At 39.7% G+C, this 15,250-nt stretch carries 29 protein-coding genes; 28 read left to right on the forward strand and 1 reads right to left on the reverse strand.

The genetic code is table 11. The annotated features are described in order from the left end of the window. Positions 1 to 89: 89 nt before the first annotated feature. The 3 genes from FG28_RS20630 to FG28_RS14445 are packed head-to-tail and all read left to right on the forward strand — an operon-like array spanning position 90 to position 1,312. A complete protein-coding gene (locus FG28_RS20630) occupies positions 90 to 263 on the forward strand; it encodes a hypothetical protein (RefSeq protein WP_156102280.1) in 174 nt (57 codons plus the stop codon). Further along, positions 253 to 1,056 (forward strand): hypothetical protein, encoded by an 804-nt coding sequence (locus tag FG28_RS14440; RefSeq protein WP_231562636.1) that lies wholly within the window; start codon positions 253 to 255, stop codon positions 1,054 to 1,056. Before FG28_RS20630 ends, FG28_RS14440 begins: the two co-directional genes overlap by 11 nt. Continuing rightward, positions 1,013 to 1,312, forward strand: coding sequence for a hypothetical protein (locus FG28_RS14445; protein WP_156102281.1), 300 nt, complete (start codon positions 1,013 to 1,015; stop codon positions 1,310 to 1,312). Before FG28_RS14440 ends, FG28_RS14445 begins: the two co-directional genes overlap by 44 nt. Here the strand turns inward: FG28_RS14445 and FG28_RS14450 are convergent. Continuing rightward, positions 1,309 to 1,776, reverse strand: coding sequence for a helix-turn-helix transcriptional regulator (locus tag FG28_RS14450; RefSeq protein WP_036383957.1), 468 nt, complete (start codon positions 1,774 to 1,776; stop codon positions 1,309 to 1,311). The genes FG28_RS14445 and FG28_RS14450 overlap by 4 nt on opposite strands. Before the next feature lie 166 nt (positions 1,777 to 1,942). Here FG28_RS14450 and FG28_RS20635 point away from each other — a divergent pair, with 166 nt between their 5' ends. The 25 genes from FG28_RS20635 (at position 1,943) to FG28_RS14560 (ending at position 15,248) form a co-directional block, all read left to right on the forward strand. Further along, positions 1,943 to 2,092 (forward strand): hypothetical protein, encoded by a 150-nt coding sequence (locus tag FG28_RS20635; RefSeq protein WP_156102282.1) that lies wholly within the window; start codon positions 1,943 to 1,945, stop codon positions 2,090 to 2,092. Beyond that, complete coding sequence (locus FG28_RS14455) at positions 2,085 to 2,381, forward strand: hypothetical protein (protein ID WP_036383959.1); 297 nt, start codon at positions 2,085 to 2,087, stop codon at positions 2,379 to 2,381. The genes FG28_RS20635 and FG28_RS14455 overlap by 8 nt, the downstream gene beginning before the upstream one ends. Next, on the forward strand, positions 2,362 to 2,610 hold the full coding sequence (locus FG28_RS14460; RefSeq protein WP_036383961.1) for a hypothetical protein: 249 nt from the start codon (positions 2,362 to 2,364) through the stop codon (positions 2,608 to 2,610). The genes FG28_RS14455 and FG28_RS14460 overlap by 20 nt, the downstream gene beginning before the upstream one ends. A gap of 59 nt (positions 2,611 to 2,669) precedes the next feature. Beyond that, positions 2,670 to 2,927 (forward strand): hypothetical protein, encoded by a 258-nt coding sequence (locus FG28_RS14465; protein ID WP_156102283.1) that lies wholly within the window; start codon positions 2,670 to 2,672, stop codon positions 2,925 to 2,927. After that, positions 2,924 to 3,100 carry a hypothetical protein gene (locus FG28_RS20640; protein ID WP_156102284.1) on the forward strand — a complete coding sequence of 59 codons (177 nt, stop codon included), beginning with the start codon at positions 2,924 to 2,926 and terminating at the stop codon, positions 3,098 to 3,100. Before FG28_RS14465 ends, FG28_RS20640 begins: the two co-directional genes overlap by 4 nt. Before the next feature lie 5 nt (positions 3,101 to 3,105). Next, complete coding sequence (locus FG28_RS14470; RefSeq protein ID WP_036383966.1) at positions 3,106 to 3,306, forward strand: hypothetical protein; 201 nt, start codon at positions 3,106 to 3,108, stop codon at positions 3,304 to 3,306. Between the two features lie 90 nt (positions 3,307 to 3,396). Continuing rightward, on the forward strand, positions 3,397 to 3,726 hold the full coding sequence (locus FG28_RS14475; protein WP_036383971.1) for a hypothetical protein: 330 nt from the start codon (positions 3,397 to 3,399) through the stop codon (positions 3,724 to 3,726). Between the two features lie 10 nt (positions 3,727 to 3,736). Then, positions 3,737 to 4,024, forward strand: coding sequence for a DUF3127 domain-containing protein (locus FG28_RS14480; protein ID WP_036383973.1), 288 nt, complete (start codon positions 3,737 to 3,739; stop codon positions 4,022 to 4,024). A gap of 4 nt (positions 4,025 to 4,028) precedes the next feature. Next, positions 4,029 to 4,370, forward strand: coding sequence for a hypothetical protein (locus tag FG28_RS14485; protein WP_036383976.1), 342 nt, complete (start codon positions 4,029 to 4,031; stop codon positions 4,368 to 4,370). Beyond that, the gene (gene dnaN, locus FG28_RS14490) at positions 4,367 to 5,461 is read left to right on the forward strand and encodes a DNA polymerase III subunit beta (protein ID WP_036383978.1); all 1,095 of its coding nucleotides are present in this window, start codon (positions 4,367 to 4,369) and stop codon (positions 5,459 to 5,461) included. Before FG28_RS14485 ends, dnaN begins: the two co-directional genes overlap by 4 nt. A gap of 11 nt (positions 5,462 to 5,472) precedes the next feature. Next, on the forward strand, positions 5,473 to 6,774 hold the full coding sequence (locus tag FG28_RS20205) for a leucine-rich repeat domain-containing protein (RefSeq protein WP_051947372.1): 1,302 nt from the start codon (positions 5,473 to 5,475) through the stop codon (positions 6,772 to 6,774). Next, positions 6,771 to 7,073 carry a hypothetical protein gene (locus tag FG28_RS14500; RefSeq protein WP_036383980.1) on the forward strand — a complete coding sequence of 101 codons (303 nt, stop codon included), beginning with the start codon at positions 6,771 to 6,773 and terminating at the stop codon, positions 7,071 to 7,073. Before FG28_RS20205 ends, FG28_RS14500 begins: the two co-directional genes overlap by 4 nt. A gap of 2 nt (positions 7,074 to 7,075) precedes the next feature. Continuing rightward, positions 7,076 to 7,555 (forward strand): hypothetical protein, encoded by a 480-nt coding sequence (locus tag FG28_RS14505; protein WP_036383983.1) that lies wholly within the window; start codon positions 7,076 to 7,078, stop codon positions 7,553 to 7,555. 2 nt (positions 7,556 to 7,557) lie between these two features. Then, positions 7,558 to 8,010 carry a hypothetical protein gene (locus FG28_RS14510; protein WP_036383985.1) on the forward strand — a complete coding sequence of 151 codons (453 nt, stop codon included), beginning with the start codon at positions 7,558 to 7,560 and terminating at the stop codon, positions 8,008 to 8,010. A 132-nt stretch (positions 8,011 to 8,142) separates the two neighbouring features. After that, positions 8,143 to 8,583 (forward strand): hypothetical protein, encoded by a 441-nt coding sequence (locus tag FG28_RS14515; protein ID WP_036383987.1) that lies wholly within the window; start codon positions 8,143 to 8,145, stop codon positions 8,581 to 8,583. 3 nt (positions 8,584 to 8,586) lie between these two features. Next, positions 8,587 to 11,118 (forward strand): DNA methyltransferase, encoded by a 2,532-nt coding sequence (locus FG28_RS14520; protein ID WP_036383990.1) that lies wholly within the window; start codon positions 8,587 to 8,589, stop codon positions 11,116 to 11,118. Continuing rightward, positions 11,115 to 11,444 carry a hypothetical protein gene (locus FG28_RS14525; RefSeq protein ID WP_036383993.1) on the forward strand — a complete coding sequence of 110 codons (330 nt, stop codon included), beginning with the start codon at positions 11,115 to 11,117 and terminating at the stop codon, positions 11,442 to 11,444. Before FG28_RS14520 ends, FG28_RS14525 begins: the two co-directional genes overlap by 4 nt. A 9-nt stretch (positions 11,445 to 11,453) precedes the next feature. Further along, positions 11,454 to 11,999, forward strand: coding sequence for an SPFH domain-containing protein (locus tag FG28_RS14530; protein WP_036383995.1), 546 nt, complete (start codon positions 11,454 to 11,456; stop codon positions 11,997 to 11,999). 7 nt (positions 12,000 to 12,006) lie between these two features. Further along, positions 12,007 to 12,195, forward strand: coding sequence for a hypothetical protein (locus FG28_RS14535; protein WP_036383997.1), 189 nt, complete (start codon positions 12,007 to 12,009; stop codon positions 12,193 to 12,195). 14 nt (positions 12,196 to 12,209) lie between these two features. Continuing rightward, complete coding sequence (locus FG28_RS14540; protein ID WP_036384000.1) at positions 12,210 to 12,419, forward strand: hypothetical protein; 210 nt, start codon at positions 12,210 to 12,212, stop codon at positions 12,417 to 12,419. Between the two features lie 2 nt (positions 12,420 to 12,421). Then, positions 12,422 to 12,802 (forward strand): hypothetical protein, encoded by a 381-nt coding sequence (locus FG28_RS14545; RefSeq protein WP_036384002.1) that lies wholly within the window; start codon positions 12,422 to 12,424, stop codon positions 12,800 to 12,802. Positions 12,803 to 12,822: 20 nt separating this feature from the next. After that, positions 12,823 to 12,963, forward strand: coding sequence for a DUF1660 family phage protein (locus tag FG28_RS21135; protein ID WP_156102285.1), 141 nt, complete (start codon positions 12,823 to 12,825; stop codon positions 12,961 to 12,963). A gap of 112 nt (positions 12,964 to 13,075) precedes the next feature. Continuing rightward, complete coding sequence (locus FG28_RS14550) at positions 13,076 to 13,366, forward strand: DUF4326 domain-containing protein (protein WP_036384005.1); 291 nt, start codon at positions 13,076 to 13,078, stop codon at positions 13,364 to 13,366. After that, positions 13,363 to 14,874: a DNA (cytosine-5-)-methyltransferase gene (dcm, locus tag FG28_RS14555; RefSeq protein WP_036384012.1), complete on the forward strand. Its 1,512-nt coding sequence runs from the start codon at positions 13,363 to 13,365 to the stop codon at positions 14,872 to 14,874. The genes FG28_RS14550 and dcm overlap by 4 nt, the downstream gene beginning before the upstream one ends. Beyond that, entirely contained in the window at positions 14,874 to 15,248 is a 375-nt protein-coding gene (locus tag FG28_RS14560) for a hypothetical protein (protein ID WP_036384015.1), read from the forward strand. Before dcm ends, FG28_RS14560 begins: the two co-directional genes overlap by 1 nt. The last annotated feature ends 2 nt before the right edge of the window (positions 15,249 to 15,250 follow it).

Here is a 15,250-nt window from a genome sequence, read left to right on the forward strand (position 1 = left end):
AAAACTTGATAAGTATTTTCCCCAACAACTTACAAGTGTCTGTTTTTGAGATAGATTAAGGGATGTTTAACCCTTAAAATTTCAAGAACATGAAAAAATTAATTTTTGTAATCGTATTTGCATTTGGATTGACAATGTTGACCTCTTGTGAAGCGGACAATCAAGAAAATGACAACCTCGCAGTCGAAATCAAAAAAATGGACAATCAGGCCACGGGAAAGGATGGTGGCTCTAGCACTGGCGATAAAGACGGTGACGGATAGAATTGTCAGGAAACCCATACCATTTATAACAACGGTCCTAGTGGCCGTTGTTTGGTCCATCCACTTATTTCTTCCCTTCACTGAACCAGAAGTATCTGAATCCCAAAATCAATTGAATTTGGTAAGGGAACAGATATCAGACAATGAAAACCAACTCATACAACTTTCCAAGGACTTTAGGACCGGTTCAATACCGTTTGACCAATTCAAAGAAGGTTCCAGTATCATAGAATCAGAGATTCAAACTTTACGTGCCCAGGAATCATCAAAATCAGAACTACACCAAATTATAAGGGAAAACGCCAGAATATCGGGGTTCCCATCATGGCACAAGTTTATTTACAATTTTGGAATAGCGTTGATACTGTGTGCCCTTTATTATGAGTTGATAAAAAGTCTGCCCCGTTATAAAAATTCAGAAAGAACTGAAAAAAATTTCAAGGCAATATCCTATGGCAGTATTGTGGGATTCTTTCTAGCGTGGATATTCTTCCCGGAGAATGATTTACGGCCATGGATGTACAAGGTGGTACTATGGATTCTAGGACTATCCATTTCGGTTGCGGCTTTCTATGTAAGTAAAAACCAAGAAAATAAATTGGCCAAAATCCGTGAAAGCTTTTTGGATTTTATGGTAGAAATGCGAAACACATACTACAAAAGGCTGTTGAAACACGCTATAAAACCAACATTGTTTGATGAAGCCGGTGATGATGTCAGAAAGGAAATACAAAAAGAAACCAAAGAGTTTGAAGAACGACTACGTGATAAAGCTGAAGAAATCATTGACTGATCTTTTTAGAAGTAGAAGGGTCAGAAGAAAAGGTGTTGAGGTGCTTAAGCAACTCGATCAAAGCCTATACGACCAAGTGTTATTGGAACTCGACCAGAGAATTTCAGAGAAAGAAAACCAGCGCAATGATAAGGAATTGGAATTTTGGGAAGAGTTGAACAAATATGGGGAATTAAATAAGCTTCACGGCAAAATCAAAGAAGGTGGCCTACCCAATGATCTGGAATGTTTACTTATGGAAATAATAAGGGTCTAATCCCTCGTAATCTTATTTGACAAAACAATTTCCTTCAAAATATCGGCCTTTTCAGAATTCAACTTCTTTGCTGAATCAATCAATCTACTGATAAATTTATCTTCCCCTTCAACCCTTATTTCATGTAGAAATCTTGATCCCAGAACATCCTTTTCCATCTTATCCCTGTTTTTGAACAAAAACCCTATCAATCTACCAACATCTTCCGGTCTTTCAAATAGACTATCATCCAAAATAATTGTTGGGGCATCGTATTCTTGTGTGACATCCTTCACATTCGATTTAATATGATCCATGGATAATCCATGAAAGGCACGTTTGTAAGCGCTTTGTTTTGACATCGGAATTTTACTTCCGTTTTCATGCTTATTTACGGTCTCCCTCGTTTGTCCAGTAAGGCTTGCCAGTTGTTCCTGTGACCAACCTTTAGCAAGTCGTTTTTCTCTTATCTCTTTTCCGGTCAAATCCAAAATGTTGATAACATGTTAATAACTTCACATGATATAATTCACATCATGTGAAATATATCACATAATATTGTATTAAACATTTAGTTAGCGCAATATAAGGCAAAAGCCTGAATCATTTGAACTATTGCGTTGATTTTCCTTTAAAACGCAAGAAACACCTATGAAAACATCAACCGGATTGACAATCATCCACAAACACTTACCAACTGGCAATGTTAAGGTGGATGTTTATTCAGAAGCTGAACTGGAACAGGTCCAGTTTGAAAACAAAGTTGACACTGTGGTAAATCAAACCTTGGGCCATGTGTAAGTTCAAGGAACAGCATTATGGTAAGCCACTGCCCCGTAAAATGGTGGCGTTCCTTACCGATTACATCCACAAGCAGGATGTAAGGGAAATAGCCGAACAATACAGCGTTTCGGTAAGCACAGTGGATTTGGTGAGATATGGACATAACAATTTGGCCAAATCCAATGAAAAGGCAATCGTGGCCTTGATGCAGCGTGCAGTGGAAAACTGTGGCCAACGCATCACCCAAGGAAAGACCGATATCAAAACCTTTGAAAAGCTGATGCAAGATGAAATGGTCATTCAGTAATCTGGTAACGGCTGTATTCCCCACCCAAAGCCGTGAAAGCGAAATAGAAAATACGGTTCACAATTGCGTGAACACCATAATAAACAATGCCAACGAGTATTCCCCTACGGAACAGATGCGAATAGCAAAAGAAGTTGCTGCCAAAGTTCACAATGTACTTGAGAATGAACATCTGGACCTAATGAATGAAATAAGGGAATATGAAAGGGTACTTGGAATTGATGATTAGAGTTTGGTTGGTTGAAGGATGGGGGCGGGTCTAGGCTTGCCCCTATTAACCCAAAGAATATGGATTCAGTAATAGTGGACAAAAAGGTATTTAACAAGATGATGGCCAGCCAAAGGCAGGATGTCAGGAAAGCAATCCTTTCCAAGTCTGAGGCCATTGAAATACTTGGGTTGTCCGAAAAGGAATTCTATAGGGAAAAGAACAGCCCGGAAAGCAAGATCATCCCGTCCAAAAAACAGGGAAAGTTCATTTTCAGCAGTGTGATATTGGAGTTTGAACGCATCCATGGGGTGCCCTATAAGGATGCGGTGGTATGAAAAGCAAAAGGTTCTTCAAAGATCAGGGTTGCCAAGTGCCGATTGACAAAGATAACAACGAAACCTTCACCGATCTATTGGAAGCCTATGGTTACGCACGATCAAAGCGAAGCTATCACTACCAAATATTTGATGTGAACGGGAAACATGCCGGCTATGCCGTACCAAGATAAATGAAATGGCAGTGAAGAACCCAAGCGAACATATCAGACAGATCAATGATCATTTGTTCTATCTCGATAAGGTCAATACCAACCGCCCTGTATTGTTGGAAGATATAAAGAATTATTGGCGTGGTAGGCTTCGACATTATAAAGAAGAACAGCAAAAACTGGATGCTAAAGTAGATAAAGATGGAAGAGTTTTTAAAGGCGATTGAGGGCCATTACAAAACAGCATTTTGGGTTTACCTGTGCATTTATCTGTTGGTGTTCACGATAGTAGATGGATTTAAAAAAAAGTAACCGTTATGTGGACCGATCAAATTTCAGTGGAAGAATTAATGAACGATGTGGAACCGTCATTGAAAACAAAGTTTTTGGCATTTCACCGGAAGTATCCAGAGGTGTACAGGATGTTCAAAAAAATTACCCTGGAAGCAATCAAAAAAGGTTTTAAAAATTATGGTGCCAAAGGCATCTGTGAAAGAATCAGATGGGAAACCAAAGGTGATGTAAAGGAAGATGGATATAAGATCAACAACAATTACACTGCCTTCTATGCCCGTCTATTTGAAAACGAACACCCCCAACACAAAGGGTTTTTTAGAAAGCGAAAAGTAAAGCAAGAATTAATATAAACTATTGAATATGAATGTTGAAATAATTGGCGCATGCCATCAAAAAGGTGAAATCCAAACCTATGGTGAAAACGGATTTCAGAAAGCTGAGGTTATCATAGCCACGGTTGAACAACACCCCAACTACTACGGTATTGAATTGTTGCAGCACAACACTGATTTACTGGATGATTTTGAAGAAGGTAAGAACTACAAAGTTACCTGTGCCCTACGTGGAAGGCTTGTTGATACCCAAAACAACGGTACGCGCCCCTTCCTTTCATTAGTTGCGTTCAAAGTTGAACCTGTAAATCATTAGTGGTATGTCAATCAATAAGCTACAAGGCCATTTGGATGCAGCAATTAGGCAAACAAAAATTTTGAAGGAAAACCACCCCAACATTGATACTGGTTTAATAATGACCAATCTCAATGCTGCAATCAGCTGCTCTGATACAGTGTTATCTGAGATAGTTGGGTTGGAAGGTTCCAACGAAGATTTAAGGGAATTGTTGGATGAAGCTGAGGCCAACCAATATTCCCAACACTTGGATAAGGTACATCAGAATATAAGGGTGGAATCCCTGTTTGAAAACTTTGACCAAATAGGTATTGAAAACCTAGAAAAGTTCATTGAAACCCACTTAAACCCTGTACAGGCATGAAAATAAAAATTGACACCAAGCAATTCTTAAATGCCATGGGCAGGATAGCACCATGTATAAAGAACAACCCCTCAACACCAATACTGGCATGTGCCATGTTTGAAACAAATGATGGGTTACTGACCATTACCGGTACCGATTATGAAAAGACTGCCCAGACCAGTCTAAAGGTTGAATCTGATACTGATGGCACTTTCTGTGTTGATCATAAGATGTTCACGGCCATTGTAAAGAACGCGGTGGCACCGAACATCGAAGTTGAGGTTAATGATAAGATTGCAATCATAAACCTTTCCCATAGCACCTATGAACTTCCACTGGATGATGTTAACGCATTTCCAACGGTTGATTTTGAATCCGGGGCTAAAGATTTAGGGCTCGATAAGCACCAATTTTTTGAAGCTATCATCGAGGCCAAAAAATTCACCAACAATGATGATTTAAGGATGTTCTTCAATGTCCACATTTTTGGCAAAAATGGCCATTTAAAAATTGTTGCTTCAGATAATCACAGTGTATATGAAAACATCCTTGGTGAAACGGATGAAGAATTCAGTTTGTTGTTGCCAAATAGATGTGTGGGATACTTTGAAACGGTTGAATTTGACAGTGCCACGGCTTCAATTGGATACACTGAAAAATCACTGATTGTAAAAGATGATTTGACAACAGTTTCAATGTTGTTGACCGATGGCCAGTTTCCGGATACGGACAGGGTTATGCCAAACTATGAATTCACGACCAAGTTTTCTTGTGATAGGGAGGCTTTGTTGGGTGCACTCAATAGGCTTTCAGTCGTATATGCCAGCCTGAAGGAAAAGGGTGTCCGTTTTGATGTATCCAATGATATTACCCTAGTATCCGCCAATGACCCCGCATTTAATACCCAAGGCAAGGAATACGTGGAAGGTACATTGGATGGGAGTGGTTTACCCATAGGGTTCAATGCCCATTTCCTTTTGAAAGCCCTCAACTGCATTGACTTGGATGAGGTTGTGTTGAACATGACCGAATCTAACAGGGCTTTGATTCTTAAGGATGGTGATGGAAAAAGAATAATGGTGTTGCCTTTGTTGCTTCATAAAGATTAAAAAATTCAATCATGGAAAAATTTATTTATAAAACCATTAATGGTGAATCCGTTCAAATAGAGGGGATTAATGATCATAAAATAAGGGAAATTAAAATCCCTCGCGAAATACAGGGGTTGCCCGTGACCCACATCGGTTCTGGGGCGTTTCGCTACAACCAATTGACCAAGGTAGAAATACCCAACAGCGTGACCCACATCGGTTCTGGGGCGTTTCGCTACAACCAATTGACCAAGGTAGAAATACCCAACAGCGTGACCCACATCGGTTCTGGGGCGTTTGAAAGCAACCAATTGACCAAGGTAGAAATACCCAACAGCGTGACCCACATCGGTGATTGGGCGTTTGAAAGCAACCAATTGACCAAGGTAGAAATACCCAACAGCGTGACCCACATCGGTTCTGGGGCGTTTGAAAGCAACCAATTGACCAAGGTAGAAATACCCAACAGCGTGACCCACATCGGTTCTGGGGCGTTTCGCTACAACCAATTGACCAAGGTAGAAATACCCAACAGCGTGACCCACATCGGTTCTGGGGCGTTTGAAAGCAACCAATTGACCAAGGTAGAAATACCCAACAGCGTGACCCACATCGGTGATTGGGCGTTTCGCTACAACCAATTGACCAAGGTAGAAATACCCAACAGCGTGACCCACATCGGTTCTGGGGCGTTTGAAAGCAACCAATTGACCAAGGTAGAAATACCCAACAGCGTGACCCACATCGGTGATTGGGCGTTTCGCTACAACCAATTGACCAAGGTAGAAATACCCAACAGCGTGACCCACATCGGTTCTGGGGCGTTTCGCTACAACCAATTGACCAAGGTAGAAATACCCAACAGCGTGACCCACATCGGTGATTGGGCGTTTCTGGATGGGGTCAGGATTACCCAGGGCAATAAGACCATTCACATGGTTGATGGTGTTGCCACCATAATGAGAAGTAAGAAAAAGGTATCAGATACCAACATTTTTGAGGGTAAGTTCTTCAACACCAATAGAAAATGTTATGTGGCCAACAAGGATAAATTTTGGGCACATGCTGATACCATCCGTCAAGCTGTAGAGGATGTCAATTTCAAATTTCTACAGGAAACATTCAATGTTGAAGATATGGTTGACCAAATCAAGTCAACCCAAACCATAACAGTCAATCAATTTAGGTTATTGACCGGTGCATGTAGTGGTGGCTGTTCCAATTTCATGGCCCAGCGAAACCTTACCAAAACAGAATATCCCTTAAAAGAGGCTTTAGGATTGTTGAGGGGTCAATTTGGTTGGGAAAAGATAAAGATGCATTTCGCATGAACCACTACTTCACATCAGATGGTGAACGGGTAAGCCAATCCACAATAGATAGCCGTACCCGTGAAGCAAAGGCCAAGGTTCTTCAAAACCAAAGGGATGAATACGGTTACAACTTTTGTGAAGAATGTGGTGCCAATGCCAATTCAGGTCCATTGGACTGTAGCCATGATGTAAGTGTTAAGAAAGCTAAAGAAACGGGCAGAACGGAACTGTGTTGGGATACTAAGATAATAGTTATACGGTGCCGGAACCGCCATAAGAAAAAGGATGGATTAGACCTTCAATTTTCAAACAATTGACCATGAAGAAACCAGCTGTACAGAATTTAGGAAAAATACCATTGAAATGGCAGGGTGAGGTTGTAAAGGTTCAAGCTGTTTGTATCAAGGTAACTGAAGAAAAGGAACGTCCATTGTATTGGTCAAACTTTGAAGTTGATCAGCAGCGCAGTATAAATCTAGGGCATGATTACGCCATAATTGAAGCATTAAAGATTTGGTACAGGGATTCAGACTCATTTTACATATCAAACCACTTTGGTATTGGTATACGAAAGTTAAGAAAGGGTGGATGGCCAAACCACACACATTTTTCCTTTCCGGATAACTGTGAAGAAGTTGATATCTGCAGGAACGGTAAATGGTTTTCAACAACCAGCTTTTGCTTAAAGGATTATCAAGCCCATGAAGCCGCAAGAAGGGAGTGGCAAAAGAAAAACTTCCCCGTGGAATTTGAAAGGCATGAACAATTACGTGCCCAGATTAAATCATTCAAAAGGTAGATATGAAAAAAACATTTTACATACTGTTGATACTTCCCACCATTATCAGTGCCCAGCTTCATTTGAATGCTGGTGTAGTTGACATACAGGATAGATTGGATGGCAACACCTTATCATGGGATGTTGGCCATACGGAGTTCATTGGTAAGATAGGGGTTGGTGCAAACTTCAGGAGCACCATGGTAAAGAACGATTCCTACTTCACCACAGAGTTGAACATCAAATACCGGATAGAAGAAAGGAATTACAGATTGGATGTTGGTCCGGGGATTGGATACAACATTGAACACCAAGCAATATATCCGCTCATAACCATCAGGAACAGCTTCAAGGTTGGTGAAGATACCTGGATAAACGTGGACTTTGACAATGCTTACAGGGGAGGATTTGAAACCTATTTAATGGTTGGTTTCGGGTTGGATATCAATTGGCTTAGATGCCTATGTAAACCATAAAAACAATCAATGGCACTAAGGTGGAAGGGTGTATTTCTAATTGCCGTTTCTATAACATCAGATAACACGCCTTTCTTCTTCAGCAAGACCCTAAAAGCGTGTGAAGCCTAGTGCCATTTTAAAACTAATTATATGATCAATGAAATACCAAAAGAAATCAGGGCATTAAGTTGGAAACAACCCTATGCTTCATTGATGTTGTATGGCAAAATAGAAACAAGAACCTGGAATACCCGATATAGGGGGAAAGTTCTGATCTGTGCCAGCAAACAACCTTATTCAATAAAAGATACCCGTCTTATCTCAGGCCACATGGTTACTGAAAACATGATAAAGCATAATGTAGATGCAAATCTTTATGGTAAAGCCATTGCAATAGGTGATTTGGTAGCTGTAAGACCAATGCAACCTAAAGATGAAGAAAAATGCATGGTAAAGTATAATCCATATCTGTGGTGCCATGTTTATGAAAACGTACAACCAATCATACCATTTGATTGGAAAGGAACCCAAGGCTGGAAAACCTTATCTGAAGAAGAAATATCAAAAATTCAAATCCTGAATTCAAACTAGCCAATGTCCAACTACGTAGACTTCTTAGAAAGCAAGATAATAGCTGCCCAGGACTTTGGGTTTCCCTTAAGACAAAAGCAGCTGTCCAAGGCACTGTTCGACCACCAGAAGGCCATAGTGCCATGGATGGTTGAAGGTGGCCGGCGTGCCTGTTTTGCTTCCTTTGGTCTGGGCAAAACCTTCATGCAGCTTGAGATTGCCAAACAGATAATCAAACATACCAACAAACCGTTCCTTATTGGTATGCCATTGGGAGTGGTTGGCGAATTCAAAAGGGACAATTTAAAGCTAAACACCGGTTATGAAGTAGAATACATATCCGATACCGAAACCATAAAAAATTACCAACCCAAAATCTACCTAACCAACTACGAAAGAATACGAAAGGGAGATATTGACCCTACAAAGTTTGGTGGGGTATCATTTGATGAGGCATCCATATTAAGAAACCTGCAGACTGAAACCACAAACTATGTGTTGGACTACTTTACCCAAGTGCCCTATAGATTTGTTTTCACTGCGACACCAACACCCAACAACTACATTGAAATTCTGAACTATGCCGTTTTCTTAGGAGTTGTTGACCGTGGACATGCCTTAACAAGGTTCTTCCAACGTGACAGTACCAAAGCAGGTAACCTTACCCTTTACGAAAACAAGAAAGAAGAATTCTGGAAATGGGTAAGCACATGGGCTGTTTTCATCAACAAACCAAGTGATCTGGGCTTTGATGATACAGGATACATCCTACCACCACTGAACGTAATTGAACATGTGGTGAACAACTATACCACTGAACCCATCTATGATAAGGATGGGCGTTTGATAGTTGTAAAGGATATTACCAAAAGCTTGGTTGATTGTTCCCGTGAAAAAAGGGACAGCATTTCAATCCGGGTTCAAAAGGCCATGGAGATAGTGGACAAGGATCCAACCAAGAACTATATCATCTGGCACCATAGGGAAGCTGAAAGGTTGGCATTGGAAAAGGAACTGTCCAAAAGGAAGGATATCACCTTCAAATCGGTGTACGGTTCCCAATCCAACATTGAAAAGGAAAAACAGCTTATAGAGTTCAGTGAGGGAAAGTTCCAGATACTTCTTACCAAACCGGTGATAGCAGGACAAGGATGCAACTTTCAGGAACACTGCCACACATCCATATTCTTGGGAATTGATTACAAGTTCAACGATACCATCCAGGCAATACACAGGATCTACAGATTCGGCCAGCTTTTTCCAGTGGATTCCCATTTCATCTATACCAACAACGAACATGAGGTATGGACCGTATTTATGGAAAAATGGAAACGCCATATTGAACTGCAGGTGGCCATGGTCAATTTGGTACGTGAATTTGGCCTTAACTCAGATAAGATCAAATCAGATATGAAAAGACAGATGTTCAATAACAGGCGTTATGCCGAGGTAGCCGGCTCGAAGGTATACAATGATGATACCGTGTTGGTCCATCAGGAAATGGAATCCAACAGTACGGACATGATACTTACCAGCATTCCATTTGGTGACCATTATGAGTACAGTGACAACTACAACGACTTTGGCCACAATTACGGCAATGATGGCTTTTTCCAACAAATGGACCATCTCACCCCCAACCTGTTAAGGACATTGAAACCTGGGCGCATTGCCGCCATCCACGTAAAGGACAGGATCCAGTACAGCCACCAGAACAATTTAGGCTTCACAACGATAAAGGACTTTTCCGGACAGACGGTTGCACATTTTGAAAGACACGGTTTCCATTTAGTTGGAAAGATTACCGTTACCACGGACGTAGTCAGGGAAAACAACCAAACATATCGGCTCACATGGGGTGAACAGCGCAAGGATGCTACAAAAATGGGTGTTGGCCTTCCTGAGTACATCCTACTGTTCAGAAAGGCACCAACAAACAAATCAAATTCCTATGCTGATGATCCAGTGGTAAAGAAAATAGATGATTACCTGTTGAGCTTATGGCAATTGGATGCACACGCCTACTGGAAATCATCAGGAAACCGATTTCTAAGCTTTGATGAGCTTCAAAAGGCCGATATGAAGTATGTGTTCAATATGTGGAGAAACTACGATAAAAGCCACATATACGATTTTCAGGAGCATTTGAGGGTATGTAACGATCTGGATAAGCTGGGAAGGCTCAGTAAGCTATTTATGACAGTGCCCCCCACATCCGGAAATGATTTGGTGTGGACCGACATCAATCGCATGAAAACCCTGAATGCAAATCAGGCCAACAGAAAAAAGGAGAAGCATATTTGTCCACTTCAGTTGGACATCATTGAAAGGTTAATCAACAGGTTCACCAACAAGGGAGATATGATCAATGATCCCTTTGGGGGATTGTTTTCCACCCCCTACATGGCCATGAAGATGGGCAGAAACGCAATTTCAACTGAACTGAACCCGGATTACTACGATGATGGCCTTTTCTACCTAAAAGGCTTGGAATATGAGCTTAACGCCCCCACGGTGCTTGATTTGATTAACCAAGAAAACGAAGTTGAGGTATGAGCAATATGAAGGTATTTGAATACAAATTCCCATATCTAAGTGGAGCATTCAAAGAATGGGTTTTAGCACCAAACAGGGAAGAATCCGATAAGTTTTATTTGTCATTTACAGATTGTGGTAACCTTGAAGGTGCCATTATCACGGAAATACCCATAGAAAGTTTGTCAGCCTATTTCTTGATAGATCCTAACGAACCTGAACCGGATGAAGATGAAGAAGATTATAATGAAGAAGATTATTCTGGTGGATATAAGAAAATAGAATCCTTCAAGGATTTTGCCGAAAGGGAAACAAAAACACAGCTAATATGCTGTAATGAATTTTAAAACTTAGGTATGAACCAAATACAAGAATTCATCCAATACCTACTACAAAGTGTAAAGTTTTGGGTAATAGTTCAACCGTGGCAAACAGGGTTGATAGTCAGGTTTGGAAAACGCATCAAAAAAGTGGAAAAGGGTGTTTACTTCAAGATACCCTACTTTGATAGTGTATACATCCAAGAGTCAAGGTTAAGGGTGGTCCCGCTATCCATGCAAACACTCACCACAAAGGATTTAAAGACGGTTACCCTTAATGGTGCCGTAGGATACTCCATAGGGTCAATTGAAGAACTGTACAAGTCCCTATTCCATCCGGAAAGCACTATAGCTAACATTGTAATGAGTGAAATATCTGATTTTATCTATGGAAAGGATTTGGTTGATATAACTCCCAAAACAATCCAAAAAAATGTATTTGATAAGCTTAAAACTCATCAATATGGGTTGAGGTTTGAATACTTCAAGATAACCAATTTCGCTGTAGTGAGAACCTTCAGGTTGATACAGGACCAGAGTTGGATTGATGAACAATTAAAAATGAACGAAACAATTAAATAGAAAAAATATGTTAGAAAAAACCTGCAGAGTCACTTATAGTGCATCAAACAAGGAAACAACTGATATGGGGGCTTTTACAGTCACACTAAACGGATCACTTGAAAGTTTAGCACCTCAAATAATTGATACGGCCATGGCTGAAATTAAGTTGAAGAACTACACCAAGTTACAAGTAGCTATTGCACTTCAGCAATAGTAAAACACCTTAATATGATACTAGACCACGAAAAACTACACCGTGACATGCTCATAAAATTGAGAAAGGAAGGAAAGACCCAAATCCAAGGTGCAAAGGAAATGGGATTAGCTTCTTCCATATTCCAAAGGGTATGGAGTTATAAGGATTTGAAGTTGAACACTTACCTGGCCTTGGTAAGCTGGTTAAAAAAGGATGTGAGCTTTTATCTGATAAAACAATAGCAATGGAGAATGATATAGATAAAATATCCGAATACTTAGCTATAGAAATTTCCCAAAGCAACATTTATTCGGTGCAAGACATAAAGTCAAAAATAAAAGCATCATTGGCCTTGCTTTGGACAAAATCAGATCAGAAGGGGTATAGAAAGAAAATTGCTGGTATGCAATCCAGGCTTGAAGGTAGAGCAAAACACAACACCTTAATGAAGGCAATGGGAGAGTTTTGGAAACCCTATGCTTTGAGCAGAATGAGTGATGAAGAAAAAATAGATGCTTTTTATGAAATAGAAAAATTGGAGTTTGAAATAGGCCACATAAGTACAGTTAGATCTAGGGAAGAAATATCTAAAGCATATTATTCAAAGCTCCAAACAGATTTGTAAAACCTTTAAATATATAAACCATGAGAATACTCTGCTACATATTCGGTCATTACTGGAAACGTCATGATCAAAAAAAACACAATAGAAGGAAGTGCATGATTTGTGGACTCAAAGAGTACTCCCATAAGGCGTTCCCGGATAACTGGTTTAAGGTTTACTGATGAAGTGGTATAAATATCATAAGGGAGATTGGCTATTGCTTATTTCCATAGCTATAAGCCTAGGCACCATTATTTGGTTGGTAACTGAATATTACAAACTCAAATCATAATAATGACAAACACCAAAGTAGTTCATTGTAAAAAAGAAGCATTTGATGTGTATATAGGTAGACCAAGTAAATGGGGAAATCCATTTTCTCACAAAGAAGGGACCTTGGCTAAATTCAAAGTTACCTCCCGTGAAAAAGCTGTTGAGCAATATAGGGAATGGATTACCAATGGAAAAGGCAAACATCTGTTGAAAGATTTACATGAGCTAAAAGGGAAGATTCTTGGTTGTTGGTGCCACCCTCAAAAATGCCATGGTGATGTATTGGTAGAATTGGTAAATAATTTGAAATGATAAAAGTAGGAAGTGACTGTAGTGGAATAGGTGCCTTTATACAGGCATTAAAAGCCCTTGGAATAGAGTATACTGAAGAATTCGCATGTGACTTTGATTACTATGCCCGTATAAGCTATTTGGCCAACTATGGCACTGTGGAAGATTTAAAGCTGGCCAGAACCAAACAACACAAAAAATACGCTGATGGCGTCAAGAAAATAGCATTGAGCGAAGAAGAGCCCACAGTTGATGATATCAGGTTTCTGAATGAAGCAAATGAGTTTGCCAAATCCTTCAGTTTCTACTTCCCGTTCAATATGTACCAAAGGGATATACCAAAGGATCCATTGGACATTTATGTCAGCACAGTACCCCGCCAGGCTTTCAGCATTGCCGGAAAGCGAAAAGGTGAGGGTGATAAGCGTGGTATACTGTTCTACAACAGCCATGAGTTCATCCAAAAGAACAAACCAAGGTATTTCCTATTCGAGAACGTTAAAGGACTTCTAAGCCACGATAAAGATTCCAATGACCCCAAGAATCCGATAGGAAGGACTTTCAATAAATGGATACAGCTATTGGGTGGAAAAAGCATAGATGGCAACCAGGTATTGTTTCCACATGATGATGCTGTACCATACCACATCTACATCAAGGTTTTGAACGCAACTGATTTTGGTGTGCCCCAAAACAGGGAAAGGGTTTTTATTGTTGGTATCCGGGATGATGTTAATAATAGATTTGAATGGCCTAGTCCTATTACATTAGAAAAGCAATTAATTGATATTCTTGAAGATGAGGTTGATGAAAAATATTTTTTAACTAAAAAAGCTGTCCAATACTTATTTAAAGGTCAGAAAGAACGTGGTAGAAATAGATTTAACATTAGCGATGGGGAAGGTATAAGTACTGCAATAACCTCAAACTATAGTAAAGGAGTTCATAATCAAGGGGAAACATATATATCTCATCCTGTATGTGTAAGATGGCAAAATAAAGATTCTGGTGTTGTTATTGATTCTAAGGCACCATCACTTAGATCTTCGGGTGGTACGGATATTAGAAAAAAACCATGTGTGTTGGTTAAATCAGCCAATTCAAAAGGATTTGAAGAAGCAACGGAGTATGATTCAATCAATTTTTCACACCCAAATTCAAAAACTAGAAGGGGTAGAGTAGGTAAAAAGGTTGCTCAAACTCTTGATGCTTCATGTAATCAAGGTATTTGTATCCCTGTAAATTCTCCAGATATCAAAAATAAGGATCAAAACGGAAGAAGGTTTAAAACCAATGGTGAGGTTAGTTTTACTTTGACCTCACAGGACCGGCACGGGGTATTGATAAGCAATGATAGTGGCCAATCTTTTAAAATTAGAAGATTTACCCCAAGGGAATGTTTAAGACTGATGGGTTTCCCAGATTATTTTAAGATAGCAGTTAGCGACACTCAAATCTATAGACAATCCGGAAACAGCATTGTAATGGATGTTTTAAGTGCCATAATAAATAATCTAAAACTCATTTGATGGCTTTAAAACTGAAAATACTTCCCCAATACAAACCAAATGAACTTAGGTCATTGGATGTGCTTCAATTCGCTTATGATGAGGTGTTATTTGAAAAGATAATTGAAACAGAAAGATTGCATGGTAAACCGGTCAAACTTCCAGTAGAATCGCATGTGGCTAGTGGGGCATTTGATAATTCAACCTTTGGTCCAACCACTAAAACCCTATATGGTGACATCATCAAAGAGTTACCTGTATGGCGTTTAAAATCAATCTTCCTTGAAGGCAATCTGGAAGATTGGAAATTGAATGAAACATGGAGAAACAAGGCTGTAAGAGCCTTTTTAATGCAAATGGATGATAAAATGAAAGTGTGGCTTTATTGGCACTAGAA

The sequence above is a fragment of the Muricauda sp. MAR_2010_75 genome (assembly GCF_000745185.1).
Classification (GTDB): domain Bacteria; phylum Bacteroidota; class Bacteroidia; order Flavobacteriales; family Flavobacteriaceae; genus Flagellimonas.

Coding starts and splice junctions, on each gene's coding strand:
- FG28_RS14540 (WP_036384000.1), top strand. CDS start 12,210: ATGATACTAGACCACGAAAAACTACACCGTGACATGCTCATAAAATTG.
- FG28_RS20635 (WP_156102282.1), top strand. CDS start 1,943: ATGAAAACATCAACCGGATTGACAATCATCCACAAACACTTACCAACT.
- FG28_RS14480 (WP_036383973.1), top strand. CDS start 3,737: ATGAATGTTGAAATAATTGGCGCATGCCATCAAAAAGGTGAAATCCAA.
- FG28_RS14500 (WP_036383980.1), top strand. CDS start 6,771: ATGAACCACTACTTCACATCAGATGGTGAACGGGTAAGCCAATCCACA.
- FG28_RS14485 (WP_036383976.1), top strand. CDS start 4,029: ATGTCAATCAATAAGCTACAAGGCCATTTGGATGCAGCAATTAGGCAA.
- FG28_RS14525 (WP_036383993.1), top strand. CDS start 11,115: ATGAGCAATATGAAGGTATTTGAATACAAATTCCCATATCTAAGTGGA.
- FG28_RS14520 (WP_036383990.1), top strand. CDS start 8,587: ATGTCCAACTACGTAGACTTCTTAGAAAGCAAGATAATAGCTGCCCAG.
- FG28_RS14475 (WP_036383971.1), top strand. CDS start 3,397: ATGTGGACCGATCAAATTTCAGTGGAAGAATTAATGAACGATGTGGAA.
- FG28_RS14465 (WP_156102283.1), top strand. CDS start 2,670: ATGGATTCAGTAATAGTGGACAAAAAGGTATTTAACAAGATGATGGCC.
- FG28_RS14535 (WP_036383997.1), top strand. CDS start 12,007: ATGTTAGAAAAAACCTGCAGAGTCACTTATAGTGCATCAAACAAGGAA.
- FG28_RS14510 (WP_036383985.1), top strand. CDS start 7,558: ATGAAAAAAACATTTTACATACTGTTGATACTTCCCACCATTATCAGT.
- FG28_RS14470 (WP_036383966.1), top strand. CDS start 3,106: ATGGCAGTGAAGAACCCAAGCGAACATATCAGACAGATCAATGATCAT.
- FG28_RS14560 (WP_036384015.1), top strand. CDS start 14,874: ATGGCTTTAAAACTGAAAATACTTCCCCAATACAAACCAAATGAACTT.
- FG28_RS14545 (WP_036384002.1), top strand. CDS start 12,422: ATGGAGAATGATATAGATAAAATATCCGAATACTTAGCTATAGAAATT.
- FG28_RS14460 (WP_036383961.1), top strand. CDS start 2,362: ATGAAATGGTCATTCAGTAATCTGGTAACGGCTGTATTCCCCACCCAA.
- FG28_RS20205 (WP_051947372.1), top strand. CDS start 5,473: ATGGAAAAATTTATTTATAAAACCATTAATGGTGAATCCGTTCAAATA.
- FG28_RS21135 (WP_156102285.1), top strand. CDS start 12,823: ATGAGAATACTCTGCTACATATTCGGTCATTACTGGAAACGTCATGAT.
- dcm (WP_036384012.1), top strand. CDS start 13,363: ATGATAAAAGTAGGAAGTGACTGTAGTGGAATAGGTGCCTTTATACAG.
- FG28_RS20630 (WP_156102280.1), top strand. CDS start 90: ATGAAAAAATTAATTTTTGTAATCGTATTTGCATTTGGATTGACAATG.
- FG28_RS20640 (WP_156102284.1), top strand. CDS start 2,924: ATGAAAAGCAAAAGGTTCTTCAAAGATCAGGGTTGCCAAGTGCCGATT.
- FG28_RS14455 (WP_036383959.1), top strand. CDS start 2,085: ATGTGTAAGTTCAAGGAACAGCATTATGGTAAGCCACTGCCCCGTAAA.
- dnaN (WP_036383978.1), top strand. CDS start 4,367: ATGAAAATAAAAATTGACACCAAGCAATTCTTAAATGCCATGGGCAGG.
- FG28_RS14530 (WP_036383995.1), top strand. CDS start 11,454: ATGAACCAAATACAAGAATTCATCCAATACCTACTACAAAGTGTAAAG.
- FG28_RS14550 (WP_036384005.1), top strand. CDS start 13,076: ATGACAAACACCAAAGTAGTTCATTGTAAAAAAGAAGCATTTGATGTG.
- FG28_RS14515 (WP_036383987.1), top strand. CDS start 8,143: ATGATCAATGAAATACCAAAAGAAATCAGGGCATTAAGTTGGAAACAA.
- FG28_RS14505 (WP_036383983.1), top strand. CDS start 7,076: ATGAAGAAACCAGCTGTACAGAATTTAGGAAAAATACCATTGAAATGG.